The sequence below is a fragment of the Pseudomonas sp. Pseusp15 genome, from assembly GCF_059492165.1.
Window position 1 is genome coordinate 857,969 of sequence record NZ_CP168523.1, and the last position, 23,089, is coordinate 881,057.

Annotated in this window: 17 protein-coding genes and 4 tRNA genes; 15 read left to right on the forward strand and 6 right to left on the reverse strand. The window is 54.5% G+C overall.

From position 1 onward, the window contains the following. Positions 1–6 precede the first annotated feature (6 nt). Together ACEN8R_RS04065 and ACEN8R_RS04070 are read left to right on the forward strand one after the other, a co-directional pair. Positions 7–1,158: a TDT family transporter gene (locus tag ACEN8R_RS04065; RefSeq protein WP_495624582.1), complete on the forward strand. Its 1,152-nt coding sequence runs from the start codon at positions 7–9 to the stop codon at positions 1,156–1,158. Positions 1,159–1,260: 102 nt separating this feature from the next. After that, the gene (locus tag ACEN8R_RS04070; RefSeq protein ID WP_018925157.1) at positions 1,261–3,135 is read left to right on the forward strand and encodes an MFS transporter; all 1,875 of its coding nucleotides are present in this window, start codon (positions 1,261–1,263) and stop codon (positions 3,133–3,135) included. A 52-nt stretch (positions 3,136–3,187) separates the two neighbouring features. Here the strand turns inward: ACEN8R_RS04070 and sugE are convergent, their stop codons facing one another. From sugE to rdgC, 3 genes are all read right to left on the reverse strand, one after another. Then, positions 3,188–3,502 (reverse strand): quaternary ammonium compound efflux SMR transporter SugE, encoded by a 315-nt coding sequence (gene sugE, locus ACEN8R_RS04075; RefSeq protein ID WP_018925158.1) that lies wholly within the window; start codon positions 3,500–3,502, stop codon positions 3,188–3,190. Between the two features lie 119 nt (positions 3,503–3,621). Continuing rightward, positions 3,622–4,587 carry a bile acid:sodium symporter family protein gene (locus ACEN8R_RS04080; protein ID WP_018925159.1) on the reverse strand — a complete coding sequence of 322 codons (966 nt, stop codon included), beginning with the start codon at positions 4,585–4,587 and terminating at the stop codon, positions 3,622–3,624. A 177-nt stretch (positions 4,588–4,764) separates the two neighbouring features. Next, complete coding sequence (gene rdgC, locus ACEN8R_RS04085; protein WP_007936132.1) at positions 4,765–5,685, reverse strand: recombination-associated protein RdgC; 921 nt, start codon at positions 5,683–5,685, stop codon at positions 4,765–4,767. Positions 5,686–5,843: 158 nt separating this feature from the next. On the opposite strand from rdgC, the gene ACEN8R_RS04090 reads away from it, so the two are divergent. The 4 genes from ACEN8R_RS04090 (at position 5,844) to ACEN8R_RS04105 (ending at position 6,385) form a co-directional block, all read left to right on the forward strand. Then, positions 5,844–5,919, forward strand: a tRNA-Val gene (locus ACEN8R_RS04090). Positions 5,920–5,938: 19 nt separating this feature from the next. After that, positions 5,939–6,015, forward strand: a tRNA-Asp gene (locus ACEN8R_RS04095). A 198-nt stretch (positions 6,016–6,213) separates the two neighbouring features. After that, a tRNA-Val gene (locus ACEN8R_RS04100) sits at positions 6,214–6,289 on the forward strand. Between the two features lie 19 nt (positions 6,290–6,308). After that, positions 6,309–6,385 (forward strand) — tRNA-Asp (locus tag ACEN8R_RS04105). 143 nt (positions 6,386–6,528) lie between these two features. Here ACEN8R_RS04105 and ACEN8R_RS04110 read toward each other — a convergent pair. Together ACEN8R_RS04110 and ACEN8R_RS04115 are read right to left on the reverse strand one after the other, a co-directional pair. Beyond that, entirely contained in the window at positions 6,529–7,665 is a 1,137-nt protein-coding gene (locus ACEN8R_RS04110) for a catalase family protein (protein ID WP_018925160.1), read from the reverse strand. A gap of 3 nt (positions 7,666–7,668) precedes the next feature. Beyond that, entirely contained in the window at positions 7,669–9,501 is a 1,833-nt protein-coding gene (locus ACEN8R_RS04115) for a di-heme-cytochrome C peroxidase (protein ID WP_018925161.1), read from the reverse strand. A 269-nt stretch (positions 9,502–9,770) separates the two neighbouring features. Between ACEN8R_RS04115 and bamJ the strand changes: the two genes are divergently transcribed. From bamJ to ACEN8R_RS04160, 9 genes are all read left to right on the forward strand, one after another. Next, positions 9,771–10,484, forward strand: coding sequence for a BamJ family beta-barrel-assembly machinery protein (bamJ, locus tag ACEN8R_RS04120; protein ID WP_018925162.1), 714 nt, complete (start codon positions 9,771–9,773; stop codon positions 10,482–10,484). 295 nt (positions 10,485–10,779) lie between these two features. Next, on the forward strand, positions 10,780–11,235 hold the full coding sequence (locus tag ACEN8R_RS04125; RefSeq protein ID WP_028940036.1) for a YkvA family protein: 456 nt from the start codon (positions 10,780–10,782) through the stop codon (positions 11,233–11,235). A gap of 112 nt (positions 11,236–11,347) precedes the next feature. Continuing rightward, positions 11,348–11,689: a helix-turn-helix domain-containing protein gene (locus ACEN8R_RS04130; protein ID WP_026286335.1), complete on the forward strand. Its 342-nt coding sequence runs from the start codon at positions 11,348–11,350 to the stop codon at positions 11,687–11,689. Beyond that, positions 11,686–12,057 carry a hypothetical protein gene (locus ACEN8R_RS04135; protein WP_007898892.1) on the forward strand — a complete coding sequence of 124 codons (372 nt, stop codon included), beginning with the start codon at positions 11,686–11,688 and terminating at the stop codon, positions 12,055–12,057. The genes ACEN8R_RS04130 and ACEN8R_RS04135 overlap by 4 nt, the downstream gene beginning before the upstream one ends. Further along, positions 12,058–12,465, forward strand: a complete 408-nt coding sequence (locus ACEN8R_RS04140; protein ID WP_018925165.1) for an SEL1-like repeat protein — start codon at positions 12,058–12,060, stop codon at positions 12,463–12,465. Between the two features lie 617 nt (positions 12,466–13,082). Beyond that, complete coding sequence (locus ACEN8R_RS04145) at positions 13,083–16,448, forward strand: P-loop NTPase fold protein (RefSeq protein WP_018925166.1); 3,366 nt, start codon at positions 13,083–13,085, stop codon at positions 16,446–16,448. A 440-nt stretch (positions 16,449–16,888) separates the two neighbouring features. Next, complete coding sequence (locus ACEN8R_RS04150) at positions 16,889–18,454, forward strand: DUF6119 family protein (RefSeq protein WP_018925167.1); 1,566 nt, start codon at positions 16,889–16,891, stop codon at positions 18,452–18,454. A 465-nt stretch (positions 18,455–18,919) separates the two neighbouring features. Further along, positions 18,920–19,759 carry a hypothetical protein gene (locus tag ACEN8R_RS04155; RefSeq protein ID WP_495624583.1) on the forward strand — a complete coding sequence of 280 codons (840 nt, stop codon included), beginning with the start codon at positions 18,920–18,922 and terminating at the stop codon, positions 19,757–19,759. Between the two features lie 884 nt (positions 19,760–20,643). Then, a complete protein-coding gene (locus ACEN8R_RS04160) occupies positions 20,644–20,967 on the forward strand; it encodes a hypothetical protein (RefSeq protein ID WP_026286336.1) in 324 nt (107 codons plus the stop codon). A 226-nt stretch (positions 20,968–21,193) separates the two neighbouring features. Here ACEN8R_RS04160 and ACEN8R_RS04165 read toward each other — a convergent pair whose 3' ends face one another. Beyond that, a complete protein-coding gene (locus ACEN8R_RS04165) occupies positions 21,194–22,984 on the reverse strand; it encodes a bifunctional diguanylate cyclase/phosphodiesterase (RefSeq protein WP_018925170.1) in 1,791 nt (596 codons plus the stop codon). Positions 22,985–23,089: the final 105 nt, after the last annotated feature.

Sequence of the window (23,089 nt, forward strand, 5' to 3'; positions counted from 1 at the left end):
TTCGCCATGACCTGCACCCGTAGCGTTAAACCCGGTATCAAGCCGCTCAGTCATCTGCAGCACCCAAGAGAAGCCATCCGCCAATTCACCCCGAACTGGTTCGCGGCGACCATGGGCACTGGTGTATTGGCGCTTGCGCTTGCGCAACTGCCGGTGTCGACTCCCGGTCTGCATGCGTTGGCCGAAGGCTTGTGGCTATTAAATATTGGCCTGTTTGTGTTGTTCACGGCCATGTATGCCGCGCGTTGGGTCATGTTCTTCGACGAAGCGCGGCGGATTTTCGGCCACTCCACGGTTTCGATGTTTTTCGGCACCATTCCCATGGGCCTTGCGACCATCATCAATGGCGTTCTGTTGTTCGGCTTGCCGCGCTGGGGCGACGGTGTGATTCATGTCGCCGAAGTGCTGTGGTGGCTGGACGTGGCGATGTCGCTGGCCTGCGGCGTACTGATTCCCTACATGATGTTCACCCGTCAGGAGCACAGCATCGACCAGATGACCGCTGTCTGGCTGTTGCCGGTGGTGGCGGCGGAAGTGGCGGCTGCCAGTGGTGGCTTGCTGGCGCCGCACCTGGCCGATGCTCATTCGCAGTTAGTGGTGCTGGTGACCAGCTACGTGCTTTGGGCTTTTTCCCTGCCGGTGGCGTTCAGCATTCTGACCATCCTGTTGCTGCGCATGGCGTTGCATAAATTGCCCCACGAAAACATGGCCGCCTCGAGCTGGCTGGCGCTTGGGCCGATTGGCACGGGTGCGCTGGGCATGTTGTTGATGGGCGCCGACGCACCGGCGATCTTTGCCGCCAACAGTCTGCCGGGGATCGGTGAAATAGCTGAGGGCCTTGGGCTGGTGGCCGGGATCACGCTGTGGGGCTTCGGGCTTTGGTGGATGCTGATAGCACTGCTGATCACCGTGCGTTACTTGCGCGCCGGTATCCCGTTCAATCTCGGCTGGTGGGGTTTCACGTTCCCGCTGGGTGTCTATTCCCTGACTACGCTGAAACTGGCCAGCACCTTGAACCTGACGTTTTTCAGTGTCTTTGGTTGCGTGTTGGTGGCCATGCTGGCGGTGATGTGGCTGATTGTCGCCAAACGCACGGTGCAGGGCGCGTGGAAGGGCGAACTGTTTGTCTCACCGTGCATCGCAGGATTAAAGAAATAACCGGCAAAGATTAGGTAATGTGTGTGGCCTGGATCGACGTTCGACATTCCAATAACAGTATCCACGCCACCCTCTACCAAAAAAATCAGGGACACATGGAAGATGAGTCACCCCTCGCAGTTCACCTTGCTTCGCACTCGGCGCTTCCTGCCTTTTTTTGTCACGCAGTCCCTTGGGGCCTTTAACGACAACATCTTCAAGCAGTCGCTGATCCTCGCCATTCTGTACAAGCTGACCATCGAGGGTGACCGTTCGATCTGGGTCAACCTGTGTGCGCTGCTGTTTATCCTGCCGTTCTTCCTGTTCTCGGCGCTGGCCGGGCAGTTCGGGGAGAAGTTCGCCAAGGACGCGCTGATCCGTCTGATCAAGCTCGGGGAAATCGTCATCATGACGGTGGGCGCGGTCGGTTTCATGTTCGATCACCTGTCGCTGATGCTGTTGGCGCTGTTTGCCATGGGCACCCACTCGGCGCTGTTCGGGCCGGTGAAGTACTCGATCCTGCCGCAGGCCTTGCGCGAAGAAGAGCTGGTGGGTGGCAACGGGTTGGTGGAAATGGGCACCTTCCTGGCAATTCTCGCCGGGACGATTGGCGCCGGCATCATGATGTCCGCCAGCAACTACGCGCCGGTGGTGTCCACGGCAATCATCGGCATTGCGGTGCTCGGTTATCTGGCTAGCCGCAACATTCCCCGAGCTGCGGCGGCATCGCCGCAAATGCGCCTGAACTGGAATATCTTCAGCCAGTCCTGGGCCACGTTGAAGCTGGGCCTGGGGCAAACCCCTGCGGTCTCGCGTTCGATCGTCGGCAACTCATGGTTCTGGTTTGTCGGGGCGATTTATCTGACGCAAATCCCGGCGTATGCCAAGGAATGGATGCACGGCGACGAGACCGTGGTGACGCTGATTCTTACCGTGTTCTCGGTCGGTATTGCACTGGGTTCGATGCTTTGCGAGAAACTCTCCGGGCGCAAAGTCGAGATCGGTCTGGTGCCGTTCGGCTCATTCGGCCTGACCGTATTTGGCCTGTTGCTGTGGTGGCATTCCGGTGGAATTCCGGACAGCGTTACCGGCCATGGCTGGATCGAAATCCTTGGCTTCGGTCACACCTGGCTGGTGTTGATCGACATCCTCGGGCTGGGAGTCTTCGGCGGTTTCTACATCGTGCCGCTGTATGCGCTGATCCAGTCCCGCACCGTCGAGAACGAACGGGCCCGAGTGATTGCCGCCAACAACATTCTCAACGCCCTGTTCATGGTGGTGTCGGCGATTGTGTCGATCGTCTTGCTGAGCATTGCCAAGCTGTCGATCCCGCAGCTGTTCCTGGTGGTGTCGCTGCTGAACATCGGCGTCAACGCCTACATCTTCAAAATCGTCCCGGAATTCAGCATGCGTTTCATGATCTGGCTGCTCGGCCATTCCATGTACCGCGTCGAGCATCGCAACCTCGAGCTGATTCCCGATGAGGGCCCTGCGCTGCTGGTTTGCAACCATGTGTCGTTCGTCGATGCGTTGCTGATTGGTGGAGCCGTGCGTCGGCCGATTCGCTTTGTGATGTATTACAAAATCTACAACCTGCCGGTGCTGAACTTCATCTTCCGCACGGCCGGGGCAATTCCGATTGCCGGGCGCCAGGAAGACATTCAAATCTACGAAAAAGCCTTCACCCGCATTGCCCAGTATCTGAAGGATGGTGAGCTGGTGTGTATTTTCCCTGAAGGCAAGTTGACCGCTGATGGCGAGATCAACGAGTTCAAGGGCGGGCTGACGCGGATTCTCGAAGAAACGCCGGTGCCGGTGATTCCGCTGGCGTTGCAAGGGTTGTGGGGGAGTTTCTTCAGCCGCGATCCGAACAAGGGCTTGTTCCGTCGGTTGTGGTCGCGGGTGACGTTGGTGGCGGGGCCGGCGGTGGCCGTTGAAGTGGCTGAGCCAGCGAAGTTGCAGGCGATGGTGGGGGATTTGCGTGGCGCCGTTAGATAGTTGGTGACTTTGCGGGCGTCATCGCGGGCTTGCCCGCGATGACGTCAGTGGCCTAAGCGCTGACCTTGAGCCCAACCAACCCGGTAATGATCAGTGCCACACTGGCCAGCCGAAACAGTGCCATGGATTCACCAAACAGAATGATCCCGGCGATCACCGTGCCCACTGCACCCACGCCGGTCCAGATCGCATAGGCCGTGCCCAGCGGCAATTCCTTCATGGCAAGGCCCAGCAGGCCAAGGCTGATGGCCATGGCGGCAACGGTCAATGCGGTGGGAAGAGGGCGGCTGAAGCCGTCGGTGTATTTCAGGCCAACGGCCCAGCCGACTTCGAACAGACCGGCGAAAAACAGAATGATCCAGGACATGGAAGACCTCCATCGATGGATGGGGTCGTCCCCGGATTAAGCACTCGATCGAGCCGCGAGGTCGTCCCCGCGTTGCGCGATAGAGTGCCCATCATTAACCCGAGGATCAAGTTTTCGGATCAGTCAGCCACTTGCTGAGCAGCGATTTTCCGATCCTCTTTTTCGCTCATGCGACGGAAATACGTCGAGAGCAGCGCCCCCGAAATGTTGTGCCAGACGCTGAACAGCGCGCTCGGCACCGCCGCCAGCGGCGAGAAGTGCGCACTGGCCAGTGCCGCACCCAGACCGGAGTTCTGCATGCCGACTTCCAGTGCCAGGGATTTGCGCTGGGCCAGCGGCAGGTTGAACAGGCGCCCGGTGAAGTAACCCAACAAGTAGCCGAAGCTGTTGTGCAGCATCACCACGGCCATGATCAGCAGACCGGATTCGGCAATCTTCGCCTGGCTGGCAGCCACCACGGCCGTGACGATGATTACGATGCTCACCACCGACACCAGCGGCAACACTTCTACCGCGTGACGAACCCGATCACCGAGTACGCGTTGGGCAACCACGCCAAGTACGATCGGCAACAGCACGACTTGCAGGATCGACCAGAACAGCTCCATGAACGACACCGGCAACCAGGCCGAGGCCAGCAGCCAGATCAGCGCCGGTGTCAGCAATGGCGCGAGGAGGGTGGTGACGGCGGCGATGGCCACCGACAACGCCAGGTCGCCGCGAGCCAGCCAGGTCATCACGTTCGACGAGGTGCCGCTCGGGCAACAGCCGACCAGAATCACCCCGACGGCGATCTCTGGCGGCAGGTGGAATACCTGGCAGAGCAACCACGCCATGCCGGGCATGATCACGAAATGGGCAACCACGCCCAGGGCCACGCGCCACGGATGGCGAGCGACTTCGGCGAAGTCTTCGAGCTTGAGGGTCAGGCCCATGCCGAACATCACCAGCCCCAGCAGCGGCACAATGGCGCCTTTCAAACCGATGAACCAGGCCGGCTGCAGAAACGCCACGATGGCGAAAATCAGTACCCAGTAAGCGAAGGTGTTGCCGACAAAACGACTCAATGCAGCGAGTGCGCGCATGGCCTGATCCTTGTTATGTGTTTAAAAGCGGGTAGGGCTTGGAACTTGGGTTGCCTGCAAAAAGATCGCAGCCTTCGGCAGCTCCTACATTTGAAATGCGATCCTCTGTAGGAGCTGCTGAAGGCTGCGATCTTTTCTTACCAGGCGCCGCCGATCAAGGCCGGCGCCCTAAGGCAATCAGATACCCTGTGGGGTCTCTTCACCGCCCAACGCTTCAACCAGTGCCGGCAGGAAGTCGCCGAAGGTCAGCATCATCAGGGTGAAGCTGGCGTCCAGTTGGCCCAGTGCTTCGTCGCCACCGTCCTGCTCCGCCTGATCTTGCAGCAGGTCTTCGAACTTCAGGCGCTTGACCACCATTTTGTCGTCGAGCACGAAGGACAGTTTGTCCTGCCAGGCCAGCGACAGCTGAGTGACCACTTTACCGGTGCTCAGGTGCAGCTGGATTTCTTCGCTGGTCAGGTCCTGACGCTTGCAACGCACGATGCCACCGTCTTCGTGGGTGTCGCGCAGTTCGCACTCGTCCAGCACAAAGAAATCGTCTGCGGCTTTCTGAGTGGTAACCCACTCGGTCATGGTCGCGGTCGGGGACATCTTCACCGTCAGCGGACGTACCGGCAGCGAGCCGATCACTTCACGCAGGGTGGACAGCAGGTCTTCGGCGCGTTTCGGGCTGGCCGAGTTCACCAGGATCAGGCCCTGTTTTGGCGCAATGGCGGCGAAGGTCGACGAGCGACGGATAAAGGCGCGAGGCAGGAAGGCCTGGATGATTTCATCCTTGATCTGATCGCGTTCCTTTTTATAGACCTTGCGCATTTGTTCGGCTTCGATCTCTTCGACCTTTTCCTTCACTGCGTCACGCACGACGCTGCCCGGCAGAATGCGTTCTTCTTTACGGGCGGCGATCAGCAGGAAGTCTCCGCTGACGTGTACCAGCGGTGCATCTTCGCCTTTGCCGAAGGGCGCGACGAAACCGTAGGTGGTCAACTCCTGGCTTGCACATGGACGCGCCAGTTTGGTGGCCAGTGCAGTTTCCAACGCCTCGGCATCAAAAGGCAGATCTTGGGTCAGGCGATAGATAAGCAGGTTTTTGAACCACATGGGGTGAGTCTCTCCTTTATACAAAGGGGGCATTATTGTCTTCGCCGGGTCATAGGCCAACCCTTCTCTAAGCCTTTGGAAGGCCTGAGAAAATTATTTAAAAAAGTGCTTGCCAGAGGTTGGGTCGCTCCGTAGAATGCGCGCCACACCGAAGCGAAGGGTGATTAGCTCAGCTGGGAGAGCGTCTGCCTTACAAGCAGAATGTCGGCGGTTCGATCCCGTCATCACCCACCATTCGTTTCAAGTGTTTAGCGCAGCGGTAGTTCAGTCGGTTAGAATACCGGCCTGTCACGCCGGGGGTCGCGGGTTCGAGTCCCGTCCGCTGCGCCATATTCGGTAATCTGGACCACTGAACGCCAGGTCACCACGGAAAAACCCGCTGAGGCGGGTTTTTTTCTGTCTCAAGTTTGTACCTTGTTCCATCGGGTTGTGTCGTTTCACCGGTTTTCGGATTTTTTTGAAAAAAACTTCAATTAAATCAACACTTTACGAAAACTTGTGGCATAATGCGTCCCGTAACGAAGCGAAGGGTGATTAGCTCAGCTGGGAGAGCGTCTGCCTTACAAGCAGAATGTCGGCGGTTCGATCCCGTCATCACCCACCATTCGTTTCAAGCGTTTCGCGCAGCGGTAGTTCAGTCGGTTAGAATACCGGCCTGTCACGCCGGGGGTCGCGGGTTCGAGTCCCGTCCGCTGCGCCATATTCGGTATCTGGAACACTGAACGCCAGATCACCACAGAAAGCCCGCTTAATGCGGGCTTTTTGCTGTCTGGGATTTGGCTTTTTGCCGGACTCACTGAAGAAAGCGACCTGTTCGGGTCGCTTTTTTCGTTTCTGCCTTACTTATTGTTCGCCGTTGCGGCTGTGTCGGTAGTCGCTAACGGCCTCGTACACCGCTTTGCGCAACCGGTTGATCCCACCAATCGGCCGATGGGCTTCAAGGCCGAACCATGGATTGAACGACAGGTTGTCGCATTGCAGGTTCAGCGCCGGGGTGTCGAAATCCTGGGCAGGCAGCTTGATCCTGGCCACGGTTTCGAAGGGCGCGTCTCGTTCACGCCACTCGATGCTGGTGTCTTCGATCGGCATATATTGGCCCGGATCCTGACGCTGGACCTGTAACACGAAACAGGCCGGCACCCGATCAGTCGACAGCTGCTGGTTCAGCGCACTGCGCAGGAAGTTCGGCAGGTTTTGATTTTGCGTGGGCAGCGTGTAGGTCGGGCAGCTCTCCGGATCCGGGATTACCCGGAATTTGACGTTGGCCTCACCAAACTTGTACGGCGAAACCGAAAAGTAGGTGGTCTGGGTCGGACTTGCCGGGGCAGGGGAGAGTGTCGCCAGCGCAATAAACAGATGACGAACCTGCCAGGTGCGCGGATCCCAAGCCGGGAAGAACGCCATTATCGTTTTGCCGTCAGCCTGAGCGGCCACATTCTGACGATACTCGGCGACATCGCTGACAAAGAAGTTCGGATGGTTGAACATCACGAAATCCTGTTCGTTGCGCCCTTGTCGATCACTCAGCAACTGTTTACCCGGCACATCGAACAACTTGATCGCCATGCCCCGGGCATCGCGGATGCTGTCGAACTGCGGATAGGCATTGCCGTTGGACAGACGCATCGTCGCTTGCCAGGTTTTGCCGGGTTCGCTGAACACGCCTTGGCGCAACGCCGTCGCCAGATCCGGCAGCACCTGAACCTCGGCCTTCACGCAACCATGGGCCTTGGCGTGAGCATCGCGCAGATAGCGAGTACTTTCGCGGTGTTGATCGACGATCCGCACCGCTGTCTGAATGATGTCCCGGGTCATCGCCGCTTCGCCGTCCGGAATCAGTTCTTCAGCCGATACCGGGCCGCGATGTTGCCAGGCGAGCCATGCCATGGTCAGCGCCCAGCCGAGGACCCCCAAACCCAACATCCACAGCAGGGTTTTACCAAGGAAGGCACCCAGACGTAGCCAGAGCGTGATCAGCATGGGTCAATCCTTTTGACTGATGAGGTGGTCTGGCAATTGCGACTCCAGCGGGCCGCCCAACACTTTCAGGTATTCCAGCAGCGCCCAGCGCTCCTGCGGTTGCAGCAGGCGACCGATCACGCCATTACCGCGCTCGCCGTCGCGGAATTCGTGGCCGCTGTTGTGATTGCCGGTAATACGCGTGTCGAACACAAAACCGTTGGTGAAGGCTTCGGTGCGATAGCCCAGGTGTTTGGGATCGTATTCGAAGGTGCCCTTGTAGAACGTTGTTGCACGTTCATCCTGGGGCGAGAGCAGTTGATAAATGCTCGGCACCGAACCGTTGTGCAAAAACGGCGGCGTGGCCCAGACGCCCGCCAGCGGCCGGGCCTTATAGCTGCGTAATTCCTGGACGCCGATAGGCAAGCCGAAGCCGTCCAGGTTCGGGCGCTCCGCCGGCGTCACATTGGCTGCGCGATAGGCCTGGTTCCCCACGAAAGCAGTGACGTAGGCCAGCCCCTTGGCCACTGACAACTGGCTCAAATCCAAGGGCTCCGTGGGTTTTGGATGCAATTGCACGTCCAGTTGCGCAAGCTCTGCCGGATCCCACTGCAGGGCTGTCAGATCGAAGCGATGGTCGGCAATATTGTTGGCGGCGCCGGGGTCTGTGCCAATCACCTCCACGGGCAGTAAGTTCAGGTGGTGCACCGGTCTGCCGTCGCTTTGGGTGACGCGGGGGACGTGGCACCCAGCGCAGTTTTCAGCGAATAGTGCGCGGCCTTTTGCGGCCAACGGTTTGTCGATGGAGCCCAGCAAGGCTTCCGGCCAGACGGGCGGCTTGAGTCGTTGCAGGGTTTGTTCGATCCGGTGCAGATCGCGCACCCGGACGCTGGACGGGTAGCGATCGTCGCCCTTGAGGGGCTGCCCGCTGGCGTCGAAGAAATTCAGCGTGGCGCCGACACCCAGGGCCTCGCCGATGTTACGGGCCATCGGTTGCTGCGCCGAACCGTTCCACTGCACCCAGTCGAAGGTCCACATGTCCCACAGTTGCGGGTAGTCCACCGGCGCGTTGGCCACGCGGTAGTTGGCCGGCGAAATGGCGTCGCCGAAGCTGGCGTTGGCAATGCGCCCGAAGGCGTCGGTACGGCCGGGGCCTTCTTCGGTGGGGTAGAGCCCGCGATGGGTATCGTTCCAGGCCACTTTCAAGAAGGTATCGAGTGAGCTTTTGAAGTCCTGGCGTAGCTGTTGATGCCGGGCGTCATAGTCCTGGCCCAGGACGTTGCGTGCGAAACGTTCGAATTTCCACGGGTTGTAGTAAGTCGAGGCGAGGCTGGCCACCAGTGCCTGGCCGAAGCTGCCGCCGCGCAGGGTCGGGACGCTGGATGGCAACACATGCTGGGCCGAGCCGCCGTCGATGCGCACGGCCTGGCCGTTGAAACGCAATTCGCCGGTGTGGCAGGCGGAACAGGTGATGTCCAGAAACTCTTCCTGGCTGCCCGGATTCTGATGACGGGCGAAACCGACGGGCAGGTTGCCAGGGTTGTCTGGCGTGGCTTTCTGGCTCGGATCGATCAGAAAACCAAAGCGTGCGAGGTATTCGGGAGCGGCGAATCGTTTTTGCGAGAAGGGCAGTTCGAGGGCGTTGAACCAGTCATAGCGCAAGCCTTTGACCTGGGTGCCTTGAGGCGTGAAGTAGTAGGCCTGGCGGTCTGCGGCGCTCCATTGCTCCAGGTAATGCACCTGTTGCGCCGGTGACCAGGCCGGTAATTTCGGGTTGGCGACGTAGTACAGCACCACGGCGAGGCCCAGCCCCAGTAGTACTGCGATCAGAATCAGCAAGCGGATTATGAGGCGCACGATAAACATCCTTGTCAATTTGTAGCTCTCTTATGCCTCAGCTGATGAAGTGCGGCAAGAGGCCATTACGCCAAGGGCTATGGGAACCGGCATCGGGGGCTGTGAGAGCCAGATGACAGAAGCTTCATCGTTCTAATCCCGAAATGCGTTTAAACACCTGAACTTATCGGAAGTTTCCTGCTCTCATGCCGGTAGCCATTGGTCGTGGCCGCCTGATAAGCTCGCGGCTTTACTCGATTGCCCTTTAGGCGCATGAACAAGGAAATAGCATGAAACAGCATCGGTTGGCGGCGGCGGTGGCCCTGGTTGGCCTGGTACTTGCGGGTTGTGATTCGCAGACCAGCGTAGAGCTGAAAACCCCGGCGCAAAAAGCTTCCTACGGCATTGGCCTGAACATGGGCAAAAGTCTGGCTCAGGAAGGCATGGATGATCTGGACTCCAAAGCCGTAGCCCAAGGCATCGAAGATGCCGTCGGCAAGAAAGAACAGAAACTGAAGGATGAGGAACTGGTTGAAGCCTTCGCAGCGCTGCAGAAGCGTGCCGAAGAGCGTTTGGCCAAGATGAGCGAAGAGTCGGCAGCCGCCGGCAAGAAATTCCTCGAAGAGAATGGCAAGAAAGCCGGTGTCGTCACCACGGCTTCCGGCCTGCAATACGAAGTGGTCAAGAAGGCCGATGGCGCACAGCCTAAGCCGACCGACGTAGTGACTGTTCACTACACCGGTAAACTGACCAACGGCACCGTTTTCGACAGCTCCGTCGAGCGCGGCAGCCCGATCGATCTGCCGGTCAGCGGTGTGATTCCGGGTTGGGTCGAAGGCCTGCAACTGATGCACGTTGGCGAGAAGTACAAACTGTACATCCCTAGCGACCTGGCTTACGGCGCCCAAAGCCCTAGCCCGGCGATTCCAGCCAACTCGGTGCTGGTATTCGACCTGGAGCTGCTGGGCATCAAGGATCCAGCCAAACAAGACGACGCCAAGTAATCCGCGTCTGCTCGAAAAAACAACGCCTCGCTTATGCGGGGCGTTGTTGCATCTGGGGTTTGGTGAAGGTAAACAAAGCGAACGGATGCGGTACGCTGCAGTCATAGCCAGTGAGAGTGCCCGAGCTAGACGTACCGGTGCGCCAAGTCAATGAAATCTTGGGTTTTTTTATGTGAGTAAAAAACGCCCGATCTGAGCAAGACCCTTGTGAAACGGGGCCTCCAGCGGTGAAATGCAGCTCTGTTCACAAGGTTATCCACAATTTGTGTGGATAACATTTCAGTGGGAGGAAAAGATGAAAATGCCCTGGAATTTCGCCCGCTTCCTGCCAATGGCCGGGCGCCTGCTCGCCCGTGGTCGTTTGCCGACCCTGCTGTTCGCGGTTGCCAGCAAAGGCGCGAGCCAAGGTAATCGTCTGGGCAAACTTAAGGACGATCTGCGCTTGTTACAGGCACTCTGCCTGGCCTACTGGCGTGGCGAGTACCGGGCCATCAGCCCGAAAGCGATGGTTTCGGTGGTGGCCGGCCTGATGTATTTCCTGAGCCCGGTGGATGCGATCCCGGATTTCATCCCGGTGTTCGGCATGCTCGACGACATTGCCGTCCTGGCCTGGCTGATGAAAGTCCTCGATGACGAACTCAACGCCTTCCGCGCCTGGCGCAAGCGTCAGGCGCCGGAAAAACTCGCAGTGGTTGAACGCCTGCCCGATACCCCGGAACAGCTGCAACTTCAGGGCCCGAAAAAAAACTGAACCGATTCAGGATCATCCATATTCATACCCCCCGCGACCTTGGCCGCTGTTAGGATTACACTTCTAAGGAAAAGTGCCGACTCGCTACGTGTCGTTGTCCTACGGGGTAGTCATGGATATTCAGATAATTACACGCGAAGGCGAACCAGAATATGCGGTTCTGCCATGGGCTCAGTATCAGGCTCTACTGAAAGCAGCAGGCATCAACGAACAACCACCGCGCGAAGCCACAGTGCGTCCCGCGGCCACATCAGACCAGACTCTTCCGGGTCTGGATCAACTACGCAGTTTGCGCGAAGGGAAGGGCATCGCCATTGAGGCGCTTGCCCGCACGGTAGGCATCAGCCCGTCATATCTCGCCTTGATCGAAAGCGGTGAGCGTCAACCCGACGCTGCTATTCGCCGCAGCCTCGCCTGGGAGTTGACGGTGCCAGGATGGAGGGATGAATCGTGAGCGTACGCATCAGTCGTCAACATTGGGACGGATTGCTGGGGGAACTGGATCAGGCGCGCCGTCAGCGCCATCTTCTGACTTATCGGGCATTGCTGGAGCGATTGCAGCTACCCACGCCCGCCATGCAAACCCTGACCGCCGCCCTTGAGCACCTGGCCGCGCTGGACGCCAGGGCCGAGCAGCCACTGCGCAGCTCGCTGGTGATCAGCCAGGGCGCCAGTCGTTTGCCGCGCACCGGCTTCTTCGAATGCGTCGAGCGCCTCGGGCGCTTCTCCGGACCGTCCGACGGTGTGGCTGCCGCGTCCTGGCATGCCTCGGAGGTGGTGCGGGTGTTCGAATACGAGTACCCCGAGTCGGCGGAAGCCTGAGTGTTCCTACGACTCAAAGCGCGGGCCGGTTACTGGCTGGCCCGCCGGTTGTTCCACTGGTCGTGGTTTGTGCGCCAACCGCGCGGCTGGCGCTGGCTCGAGGGCCAGTTCGCGCGCATGGCCAACCTGGGCGATGTCGGCGCCCAGAGCTTCTACGGCCACATCCTGACCTTTCGCGGGGTCGGTCTTGGGGCTCGCGAGGAAGGCGTACGATTACTGCGCCTGGCCGCGTTGGCAGGGGATGGCAAGGCGGCGTATCAGGTGGGCGTGATCTGCCTCGCGGGGACGCCGAGCAAGGCGCCGGATCCGGTGGAAGCGGCGCGGTTTTGGCGTATTGCCTTGAAGGCCGGGCATCCGTTGGCTGAGATTAAGTTGAAAGGGGTGGAGGGCGGCGATGCTGAGCAGTGATTCGATGTTCTTCGATGAGCTAGAGTTGTGGGGGGCTAACGATGGTCAAATATAAATTCTATGGCGAGCTGCTTTCGGCCGATTGTGTTGAAAAAGTCGACCCGGCTTGGCCTGCCATACACTGAGCGGTGGAAACTCCTTTTTTGCACGCTGCTACGTCAAATCTGAGCCCAAACCCTTCTGCGCAAAACACGGATTTCAATCTCAGACGCATACTTTTCTGTCGTGATAACCGAAGCCGACTTTTTCAACAGAATCGGCCAAAAGCAGTCATTTCGACATGCCTAAGAAAGTCGGGCGATTCACCTTGAGCGTAGTTACGAATAAAGAACATGCTACGAACTGAAGGCATAGGTGGACAAATCGATCGTCATTCAGACGACCCTCAGCCAGGAAAGTACGTGCCCCAAGCTCACTTCAGAGATTCAATAGCATGTAATCATCTCGCTGATGCAGGCCGCTCAGCTAGATGTGACGAGGCATCGTCAGCTCCTTGAGCAGAAGCGGGGGTATGATGCCCATCGCGCTACGTCCCGCAAGAATGGATCCATTTGAGCATCCTCTTTGATGTCGATGTGCTATCTTCGATAGAACAATGGCGACTCAAGAGACTTGTTGTGTCCAATCTTAATTTTCAAAGCGAACATCCCGCACTTGAAGATGTCTTCCCAGGTGGAAGTCATGACAAGGTCGCTACGGCGATTTCTGATTATTTGTTAGGAGCAGATAACTCTCAAGTAATAGGCTTGGATGGTGAGTTTGGTTCCGGTAAAAGCTCCATTCTCAAGATGGTTGAGCAAAAGCTCGAGAAAGGAAATCCGAACTACAAAGTCTGGTTTTTTGATTGCGAACAAAATTATCAAGGCTCAATAAAAAGCAACTTCATCGAGTTGTTTACAGAGGAGCTATTGAGTTCAGTTGGAAGTAATAAGGCGACTAGGGAGGTCTTGACAAGTAGCCGCGATAAGGCCTTGGGTCGGCATTACACGTATACAAAAAACACAATCAGTCGAGTTAGTGTTTGGGCTCTACTTTTGATTGTTGCGCTTTTTTTCTGCTCCAGTTCATTCAAAGAGCTATTCACTTTATCAAGAAGCACTACTCCGGTGCCATTGTGGCTATATTTTTTGCATGGTTTTTCCCTTTTGAGCCCAGGCCTCATATTAGGGGCAGCATATCTAAAACTTAAGGATACGGAGGTTAATGGGGAGCCTTGGAGTATCTGGCATCTGTTTAAAGGGGGGACAGATGATACAGTTACTGAGAAAATTCGAATCTCGAAAGATGTGACGCCACTTGATCTAAAGAGAACGTTAACATCGCAACTTAGTCTGTTAGGTGATCGACATTACGTCGTTGTGCTGGACAATCTGGATCGTCTACCGAAAGACAGTCTCAGAGCAGTCTGGAGCGATTTGGAAATTTTTACTTGGGCATCAGAGGCGAAGAATTTAACGGTCATTGTTCCATTCTGTTCAAATAAGGTTGCGAAGTATCTTGGCTCTGACCAAGACGGCACTTACGATTCAAGGGATTTTATAGCTAAAAAATTCCCAATAGTTTTCCGTTCTCCCCCAGTTATCGCATCCGGATGGAAAACGGGATTCCAAAAGCTATGGGAGAGCACTTATCCCGCAGAGCACCATGCATTAGCGGATAAATGTGCCCAGCTTTTACAGCGGCATAGTCCTATGATGGGCAGGCTGGTTACTCCTCGGCTACAAAAAAGATTCATTAATGATATCGCGACCGCCTCACTTATACTGGGGGATTCTGCAAATTTAGTTTGTATCGCAGCGCACCTATTGCTCTGCAAATACACGGAGCATCCTCTAGCCGAAGTTATTAGAGTCGGAGGACTGTCCGAGATATACGGGAAAAATTTCGAAGATGGGGAGCTTAAGGATTTAGCCGCAACTCAGCAACTTCTGACCGATACGGTTGGGACTAACATGCATACTGGCTGGCAGATCCAGTTTTTGCAGATCCATTTCTTGACCAGTAGCGATATCGCAATTGCAGAGTTGATTGATGAGCCTCTTGCCGAGGCGATTGCTAGCGATGACGCGGAGAAATTTAAGTCACTGGTTTCGATGTTCGGTTTTTGGGATGCCTTCAAGCGCTACGTTGCGAAAAATCAGCTAAGCAAACATTTGATTTTGACTATTCAGCTAGTTGGAGAGCTCCTGGAAAATAGCGAATTAGTTAAAGTCATGGCAATTGTAAATTCGGAAGCGAAGAATTATGAAGGTGATGGTGGCTCAAATCAGGACGCCTTCTATGATGCGTTGGAATATTGTCGAGAGTCAGGGTTGCGTGTATCTCTTTTCGACGGTTTAAAGGATAAGCTCGAAACCGAAGTTTTTTCTGTCTTGAATGAGCCCGTTACGGTGGCGAGCATACCTAGTCGTAAAGCAGAGCTCATGGAATATGACAGATGCTTAGCCGCGCTGGGCCAGGACGTGGGTCAAGTCGATGTTGACTCAGCTGAATATTTATTCCATATCGTTATCCCTTCCGCTGATTTAAAAGTCATTGCCGGTAGCGATTTTACTTTATCAAAGTCTGCGAGGACTAGCGCTGTTCGTCAAATCGCAAGTTCCACGGAAGAGCCACTATCATTTATACCGTTGGAACCTGATCACCGGCTTTTGGCATTGAATTTCTTATGCGAGAACCGCCGGCTGGACGGAGATATTGTCGAAGGACTTAGCGCCGTTGACGTCGATAGTCTGATGACAGCTTTTAGTATCAATCCTAACAATGAAGGGGTGCTGATTGGTCTAGCATTGGCATCAAAAAAAATCGATCCTGCCCAAGTAGCCATAATCGCTGCTCAAACATTCGAAGGTAGGACAATGATAGGGGATGCCGCGATTGCGGCCATTTTCCTACGTGCTAACGATTTTGCAAATTTAGCTAAGGTTGAAAATCTTTCACAAGTTTCTAATACTGAAACTTTCAGACTGCTATTGCGAGCATGCGTGACCTCAGGCTCCTTAATTAGCGGCTTAACCAATGCAAGCGTTGCAAAAGAGATAGCCGGTATTTTTGCGTGGTGTATTCAGGAACGAGCCATTCATCGACTTAATACCGATTGGGTGGCGCAGAATTTCTCACTGCTTACTAATTTAACTCGGCAATTCGACGTTGATGAGGTCGATGTTTTAAATTGGTTTGGGGCTTGGGAGGTCCATATCAAGTATGAGCTTGATCAAATTGCTCTCATGGATATTGCGCTGATCAATTTGATCTTAGAAAATCAATCGGAGCTTTATAGTAACTTCGTTAAAAAAGCGGTAGATTTTTTTACAGCGAAGGATCGTAGTGAGGCTGACTGGAGCAAAGTGTTGCTAGGCGACTCTCCAAACTGCTCGGCAGTGCTAAATTATTTATCAGAAAAAGAATGTCGACTCGAATCAAGTTTGGCTGCAAAAAACTCTATTCTGAACCTGCTCAGCGGAGTTGTTACCGATGCGGAGTCAAGTTCGCTTACTGGAAATGTAATTAGAAATATTCGGTCGCTACTGAACGTGATAGAGCAAAGTATAAAGAATGCTCTAGGCACGGACTTGAGGACATTGATGTACTCTGATGCGGCGCTACCGGAGCGTAACACGGAAATGCTAGGCGAGTTTGGCGCGCTGATTGTCGAGCTCCAGCCAGCCGATCCAAGAGAAGTAGGTAGGTTAATGACACTGTTAGGATACCTCGCGCGGCACGTAGCAGTCTCCACGTCTACGATCCAGTATTTGGATAGTAGAGCGGAGCAAATCACTGCATATCGCTATTCGCAGGAACTTAAGCACGCAATGGCCATTGCCGTTGCTGAACTAGCAAACGAGGCTCCGAAGCTGTACAAGGCGTTCGCCAAAAAACGCGGTGTTGGTGCAATATTAAAATCGCTACTGAGTGGTCCCGATTCAGAGTCTGCACCCACGCCGTCAGCTGATTCAAAGAATGCAGCTTCGAGCGATTCATAGTTTCGGATCAGAGCGGAAAAAGGGAATGGATTTATTTCTCTGCAGTGTCAAAAAATGAACCCGTCTCCTTTTTCCCCTTTTTTTCTAGATTCAGGCGATATCTGTCCATTGGTTCCGGTCATGGTCGAATTTCCCTAAGTTTTGTAGACAAATTTCTTCTCCCGCTTCCGATCAGTTTTCGCCTTCGCACGACATCCCGTGGTCGGCCAAAAGCTGCTGTGGTGACGGGCAGCAGACGACCAATCGTCGACCTCCAAACCGTGACTGCTTCCAGTCTCAAGCAGCTTAGCTAATTCTACAGAAAGAGCGGACTGCCTCGGGGTGGCTTTGTGCTAGCCTTAAATCTACAGGTTTACTCGTCTGCTTTCCCGATGTGGATATTTCAGACCTGATTCTGACAGTATTATCAGGTGAGTGTTTTCGTAGCCAAGGGATTGAAAATGCCGGCTCTAAATATTTTTAAAATATATAACACTCAACTGAATAATTTAGAAGAGTCATTAACCGAAAACAATCTTACTTTAGTGCAGGAAGTTGAGCGAGAACACGAAGATAAACGTTTCAGTCTAAAGCTTTTCTTCACACAGAACCCGTATCCCACTTCCATAAAGTGGATAGCCGATCTGGCAAAAACTTTTAGAATCGAAGAAAAAAACGCTCATCATTACGCTGCTGCTGTGATCGTAATCTTCGATGATCAAGTATTTGTACTAAGCTACGGCGCGGCACACTTCTATATTTCGAAATTCGCAGATCTCGACTTTGGGATGGACGTAGCTGCCCGGCTACTAAGTTCGTTCAAAATTAAAAGCTCGCAAGAGCTGGCCGGAAGCCGCTTGAGAAGTATCGACACATACAAAATAATTTCAGATCTAGCCTATGAAGCCGGAGAAGCTGTGGATTACATCAGAGGTATTCCTATTGATATTGGAATGTGGGGTCGTAATATAAGTTGCGGGCATTCAGTTCATCTTAGGCACAGAAAATTCAGTGTAGAAAACTGTCATCTGATATGTCAGAGATTAGTTGGAGTGCTTGAGGGGGACGTCGTAAAACATATCCCTCGTCGCATTGTCATTAGTCAGGAAGACATAATTGCTGCACAAGATCAAAAGTTGATTGATGCGATTGAAAATAATCTATACATGGCCGACATTAGCCCAACCCAGCTATGCGGTATCGCTCTCATGTTTCCTGAAGAGCGGGACTACGTGCTCAGAACGGCCCGTCGACAGCTAATTCTTAACGACGAGTTGGACAGGACAACGCTTCGCACCATTGCACACGAAGACTTTAATGGGGATTATCAAGCATTATTCAATGCCAAAGTCGCAATCTTAGGTGATGACGACGAGAGGCAGATAGCAAGCCTCAAAACCATCTTAGATTACAAAGACGAAGAAGGCTACTATCTTGAGAATGGTAGATGGCATCGCTATGACCTAACTTACTTGAATACCATTCGCCATGAAGTCAATCGAATTGACATCCGATTTTCCGATGAAATGCCTTTCTTTGATCACGAGGCGTTCGCGGCCTGGAAAGCACAGCAAACGGGCAGCGTTAAATACGCTGAGCGTTTTGTTAATGTAACCCTGGCTGAAAATTTTGGGTATTTCGACGGGGACCGAAATCTCGATGCTCCCGAAGGTGCGGCAGTGGAAGTTGCTGATCTTTTTAGGGATGAAACAATTTTTATCGTAAAAATTGGAGAACCACAAAAGCTTAATTATGCCATTGATCAGGCGATGGCATCACTTAGCATCCTCGAGCGGAGCTCCTTTATTACGAGCGTTAATGGCGCAGAGTTTAACGTAAGACAAGTATGCCTATGGCTATTTATAGAGCGCCAAACAGAAATTGAGCAACTATCCGAACTGAATTCTCTAATTTTTCTAACCAAGCTGGCCAACTGGCGAAAATTCACACTTTTACGCGGGAGAATTCCTATAGTAAATATTAGCTATAAACGTAAGTTACAACAAAATACAACCGCTGCGCAGTGATGAAAGTTAAGAGCATTCTCAATTGCGCCCTCTGACCAGCCGCCCTGCCAAGCACTCGAAGCTGAAAGCAACTATACAAAAACCATCAGTAAAACGTTCGATTGTGCAACTGAATTACCGAAGTCATTGGGAGCATAATCCCGCTCGCGTATCTGGACCTCACTCCAACGTCTAAGCTTTAGAAATCCCGAGAATCATCATTCCAATTTGCGCCGGACTGGGCATTCCCGATCTTCCTTGACTTCGTCTGGACGTTGGATCGTGTCTGCCGCCCAAGCATCGATGTGGTACGCCTGGCCGTGGAGATGCAGTGGGCCCAGGATATTTGCGCGTCGCGCGAGGGTTTACCGAAACGACCGCGTCCATCTAGACTACCTTGCATTGCTGCCAGACATGGCTCCTTTAACTTCGACGCATGTTGAGGCCCGTATGAACATTGACACAAGCCATTTTCATAGACAGAGCATGAGTCGCCTGTCGTATGTTGGAGAGTACCTGGAGCGAGAAGGATATAATTTGAATGGCACTAGAGTTCAACATCACCTAAAGATTGTACGTGCTTTTTTGGATACCTCTGAACTTACCGACGAGGAGGCATGGGCCCTCGTCGAGCTAAACGAACTCTACGTCATAATAAAAGTGGCAGAGCGTCGTGGAGGAATTAGTCGAGAAGAAATATCGATATGCCTGAAGGGTGTTCACTACCTAGCAGATGAGACTTCCAACTCATCCGGGAACAAAGCAAGAAACTTCTGCTTCCAGCTATACGTTATATCTAATATGTTGGCCTTTGGTATGAAAGTCGATATTCCGTCTCATGGCGAGGAAGCCGATATTCGCTTCATGTATGATGACGTCAGCGTACCCGTCGAGTGTAAGAGGCTATTCGCGGAGCGCGGCGTCGAAAAGATTGCCAAAAAAACCTGCAGTCAGGTATCAAAACGTGTATCCAAAGGAAATCATGGTATCGCTGCGTTATCCTTGAGCAGAGAATTTTGGACAGCGGAAGAAGGGGCTGTCACTGAATCTATTCAAGATGCGAGAGATAAGGTCGAGAGGCTATATGGGCAGTGGCGCAATACGTTGGCAAAGGTTTTGAAGCAGTACCCGAAGGTAGCATTGATCTACATTAACATTCAGTTTCCATACATTGGCACCGACAACCTTTACTGTGTTTACGAGCGGAAGTTTTTCAGAACACGCAGCAACTACATTGATCTACCCGGAGGAGGAGTAGCGCAGCATTTCATTGAAAGCATGATGACACTGGGCCTAATGGAGGAGATCTCACATGATGACCAGTGAGTACTTTTAATTTTTTTGCTGGAGCCTATCTTTCCAGTGGAGCATGCTGATTTTTTAGGAACTAGTTCTACTTTATCCAAACGACAATTCCCATCTCGTAGTCTGATCGTGGTACTGAAGTTGGCTTTCAATTTGTTGAAATACTGTGTTACGTCAACTCGGTCTTGCTGGTGCGGAATATGTTGCTGAATCGTCCCCCCATTAGTAGACAAGTCGAACGCTATTGACCGAGGCTCCCTGGATCGAGCGTCCGCTATTGGCCGATTCTGTTGAAAAAGTCGGTCTGCCTAAACTGCCTGATCATTGACTGGTGAAAACGTTTTTTTTACGCGCTGCTACGTGAAATCCGCGTCCGAAGCCTCTGCCAAAAGTAAAGATTTCAATCTCAAACGCGTACTTTTCTAGCGTGGAAACCATGGCCGACTTTTTCAACAAAATCGGCCGATTTCTGCCTGTCGCCTCCGGCAGCTATAGCTCGAAAGCGGCTAACCCACGGTGGAGAAATCAAGCCAAGCTTCAGCGAAGCCTTCCACCACGTTTGCCTTTTTTGAACGAAATTTCTGGGCAAGGTCTTCGGAAGTTTCCTTCAAGTTGTGGCGGTTTTCGTGAACTGGTGCGCAGTGAGTTCGATCGCTAGGCTTTGGTGGTCACTGAATATCAGTGAGGGGGTGTAGGAACCCTTTAAGCATCGGTAATGCGTTAGCAATCGAAGTCAGATTTGCGGCCGTCAATGTGCGTCCGTAATATCTGTCGCGGCGGCTGTGCGCGGGCACGCTTCGGCGTGGTCGAGTTTCCGATGCTCGGTATTCCTACCCCGCGTATAGCTGCCACCCAAGCCTGTAGGAAGGCTTTTGGCAGCTCCCATTTTCATCGGAAGGTCTCAAATGCCAACACTTCATCCTGATCCACCCTACGAAAAACCAATTCCCCACCCCAAAAACCGCTTCATGGCGTTGACCAGCAACTGCACCGACATGCCCACCCTATTCGTCGACACCCACGCGCCGCTGGACATTCTGACCGAGGCCGCCAGCTATCGAATTCGCGCCGTCACCCAAGTGCTTGAGAACCTGTCCATGCGCGGTTCAGTCGAGTGCGATTCGATGATTCTCAGTGATTTTGCCTTGCTCTGCGCCATTCCACTGAGGGATGGCTGTGATGTGCTGGATGTGATTGGGCGGCGGTTGAGGGCTCGGTCTTCGGATTAGAGCCGAGTGGTTTTTGTGGCGAGGGGGCCTTGCCACAAAAGCAAGATCAAAAGATCGCAGCCTTCGGCGGCTCCTACGGATTCGGTGGGGCAAACAAATCCGCAAACATACAAGCGAGGCTTACCCGCGAAGGATGTACCGTGGTTTTTCAAGTATTACGCGTTATCGTTCTTCGCGGGCAAGCCTCGCTCCTACAGGTTTTGCGTTCAAGATCAAATACGGCAAATCACCGATGTCCGGCAACCAACGCTTCCTTAGTTGTCGGCACCGCCAGACAGTCAATCACATGCACGCTATACCCCGGCACATTCTTCGCGTGGTGTTTGGCCTGTGAGGCCATTTCCGCCAGTTGGCTCGCATCGAGCTGTCCGCAGGCCTGTGGATGCAGATGCACTACGCCGATGGACAGGGACAGCAGCGGAAACTCCTGGCGTACGCCCTGGCGGTTGGGGGCGATGAAGCAGCCGGCTTCCAGGTGTTCGCTGCGGTAGAAGCGTCGGCATTGGCTGTGGAAGTCGTCCAGCAGTTGGTTGAGGCGTTTGCGCCAGTCTTCCGGGCCGAGCACCAGCAGGAAGTCGTCGCCGCCGATATGGCCGACGAAGTCGCGGGATGGGTCGACGCGGTCGTTAAGGCATTGCGCCAGGCACAGTAGGACTTCGTCCCCGCGACCGTAGCCGTAGATGTCGTTGAAGGGTTTGAAGCTGTCGATGTCCACGTAGCAGATCACCGACTCCCGTTCCTGTTGTAGCAGGCGTGTCAGGCATTGCTGGATCGGCACGTTGCCTGGCAGCAGGGTTAGCGGGTTGGCGTAGCGGGCTTGCTGGATTTTCAGTTCGGTAATCAGTTTGAGTACGTCGATCACTCGACCCAGGCCCAGATAGCCGCCGTTGAGGGTGATGATGAAGTCTTCTTCGATGCGTTGGCGGGCGCGGCTGGTGATCAGGCGGCTGACCTGTTGCAGCGACTGGCTCAGTTCCACGGCGAGGAAGTCGTCGCTCATCAAGCGGCTGATGGGTTTGCGGGCGAACAGGTCGGTGGCAAACGGCTTGAGCAGGGCGTCGGAGAGTGAGTGACGGTGAACGATGCCGCACGGCCGGCCTTGCTTGTCGAGTACCGCCAGGGAGTTCAGGTTGGCCTGGCGGCGGAAGGCTTCCAGTACGGTGGCGGTCGGGGTGTCGCTGGCCATCGCCGGTTGGTCGTTGAGCAGGGCGCTGAGGTCACTGGCGTCCTCGTTCAGCATCGCTGCGGCGCTGGTTGGTTTGGGCATCAAGGTTCGGGCATCGCGGGGCGGATGCTCCTGGGGCCGGCAGAGCAGATAGCCTTGCACAAGATCGACGCCCATTTCGGTCAGCACGGCGAGTTCTTCTGGCAATTCGATGCCTTCGGCGATCACTTTTGCCCGCGAAGCCTTGGCGATCTGCAGGATCGAGCCGACGAATTCACGTTTGAGCGCGTCCTGATGGATGCCGTCGATGAAGTGCCGATCGATCTTGACGTAATCCGGCCGCAATTCAGACCACAGCCGCAAGCTCGAATAACCCGCACCCAGATCATCCAGCGCAATCGAAAAACCCATCGCCCGATAGTGATGCAGGGCGGTTTGCAGCAACTGGAAATCGTCGGTCGGGGTCTGTTCGGTGAGTTCGATCACCACCTGGCTCGGCGGTATGCCGAAATCCTGCAGCAGTTGCAGGGTGCGTCCGGGCTGGTGGGCGGCTTCGAGCAGGGATTCCGGGGATACATTGAGGAACAGTTTGCCGGGCAGTTGCTGTTCATTGAAACGTCGGCAAGCGCTTTGGCGGCAAGCGATTTCCAGTTCGCTGAGGCGACCGGCTTGGCGGGCTACCGCGAACAGGGCAATGGGGGAGTGCAGCGGGCTGTTGGAGGGGCCACGGCTGAGGGCTTCGTAGCCGATGATTTGTCGTTCGGAGAGAGAAATGATCGGCTGGAACAGGCTGTGCAAACCGCTTTGAGTCAGTATTGAGCTCAAGGCACTCAGCTGTTCGGTTGTGGTCATGGCGATCTCTGGCGATAAAAAAAGGACCGGGAGCGCAAAGCTCCCGGTCCTTTATTTCACGACAGAATGATGTCTATTTGATGACACTCCGGGGAGCGTCAGCAC

What these genes read in the sequence shown, in the direction of transcription:
- ACEN8R_RS04155 (WP_495624583.1), top strand. Translation starts at nt 18,920, where the DNA reads ATGAGTCGCCTGTCGTATGTTGGAGAGTACCTGGAGCGAGAAGGATAT.
- rdgC (WP_007936132.1), bottom strand. Translation starts at nt 5,685, where the DNA reads ATGTGGTTCAAAAACCTGCTTATCTATCGCCTGACCCAAGATCTGCCT.
- ACEN8R_RS04165 (WP_018925170.1), bottom strand. Translation starts at nt 22,984, where the DNA reads ATGACCACAACCGAACAGCTGAGTGCCTTGAGCTCAATACTGACTCAA.
- ACEN8R_RS04080 (WP_018925159.1), bottom strand. Translation starts at nt 4,587, where the DNA reads ATGCGCGCACTCGCTGCATTGAGTCGTTTTGTCGGCAACACCTTCGCT.
- ACEN8R_RS04070 (WP_018925157.1), top strand. Translation starts at nt 1,261, where the DNA reads ATGAGTCACCCCTCGCAGTTCACCTTGCTTCGCACTCGGCGCTTCCTG.
- ACEN8R_RS04110 (WP_018925160.1), bottom strand. Translation starts at nt 7,665, where the DNA reads ATGCTGATCACGCTCTGGCTACGTCTGGGTGCCTTCCTTGGTAAAACC.
- ACEN8R_RS04160 (WP_026286336.1), top strand. Translation starts at nt 20,644, where the DNA reads ATGCCAACACTTCATCCTGATCCACCCTACGAAAAACCAATTCCCCAC.
- ACEN8R_RS04150 (WP_018925167.1), top strand. Translation starts at nt 16,889, where the DNA reads ATGCCGGCTCTAAATATTTTTAAAATATATAACACTCAACTGAATAAT.
- ACEN8R_RS04130 (WP_026286335.1), top strand. Translation starts at nt 11,348, where the DNA reads ATGGATATTCAGATAATTACACGCGAAGGCGAACCAGAATATGCGGTT.
- bamJ (WP_018925162.1), top strand. Translation starts at nt 9,771, where the DNA reads ATGAAACAGCATCGGTTGGCGGCGGCGGTGGCCCTGGTTGGCCTGGTA.
- ACEN8R_RS04065 (WP_495624582.1), top strand. Translation starts at nt 7, where the DNA reads ATGACCTGCACCCGTAGCGTTAAACCCGGTATCAAGCCGCTCAGTCAT.
- sugE (WP_018925158.1), bottom strand. Translation starts at nt 3,502, where the DNA reads ATGTCCTGGATCATTCTGTTTTTCGCCGGTCTGTTCGAAGTCGGCTGG.
- ACEN8R_RS04125 (WP_028940036.1), top strand. Translation starts at nt 10,780, where the DNA reads ATGAAAATGCCCTGGAATTTCGCCCGCTTCCTGCCAATGGCCGGGCGC.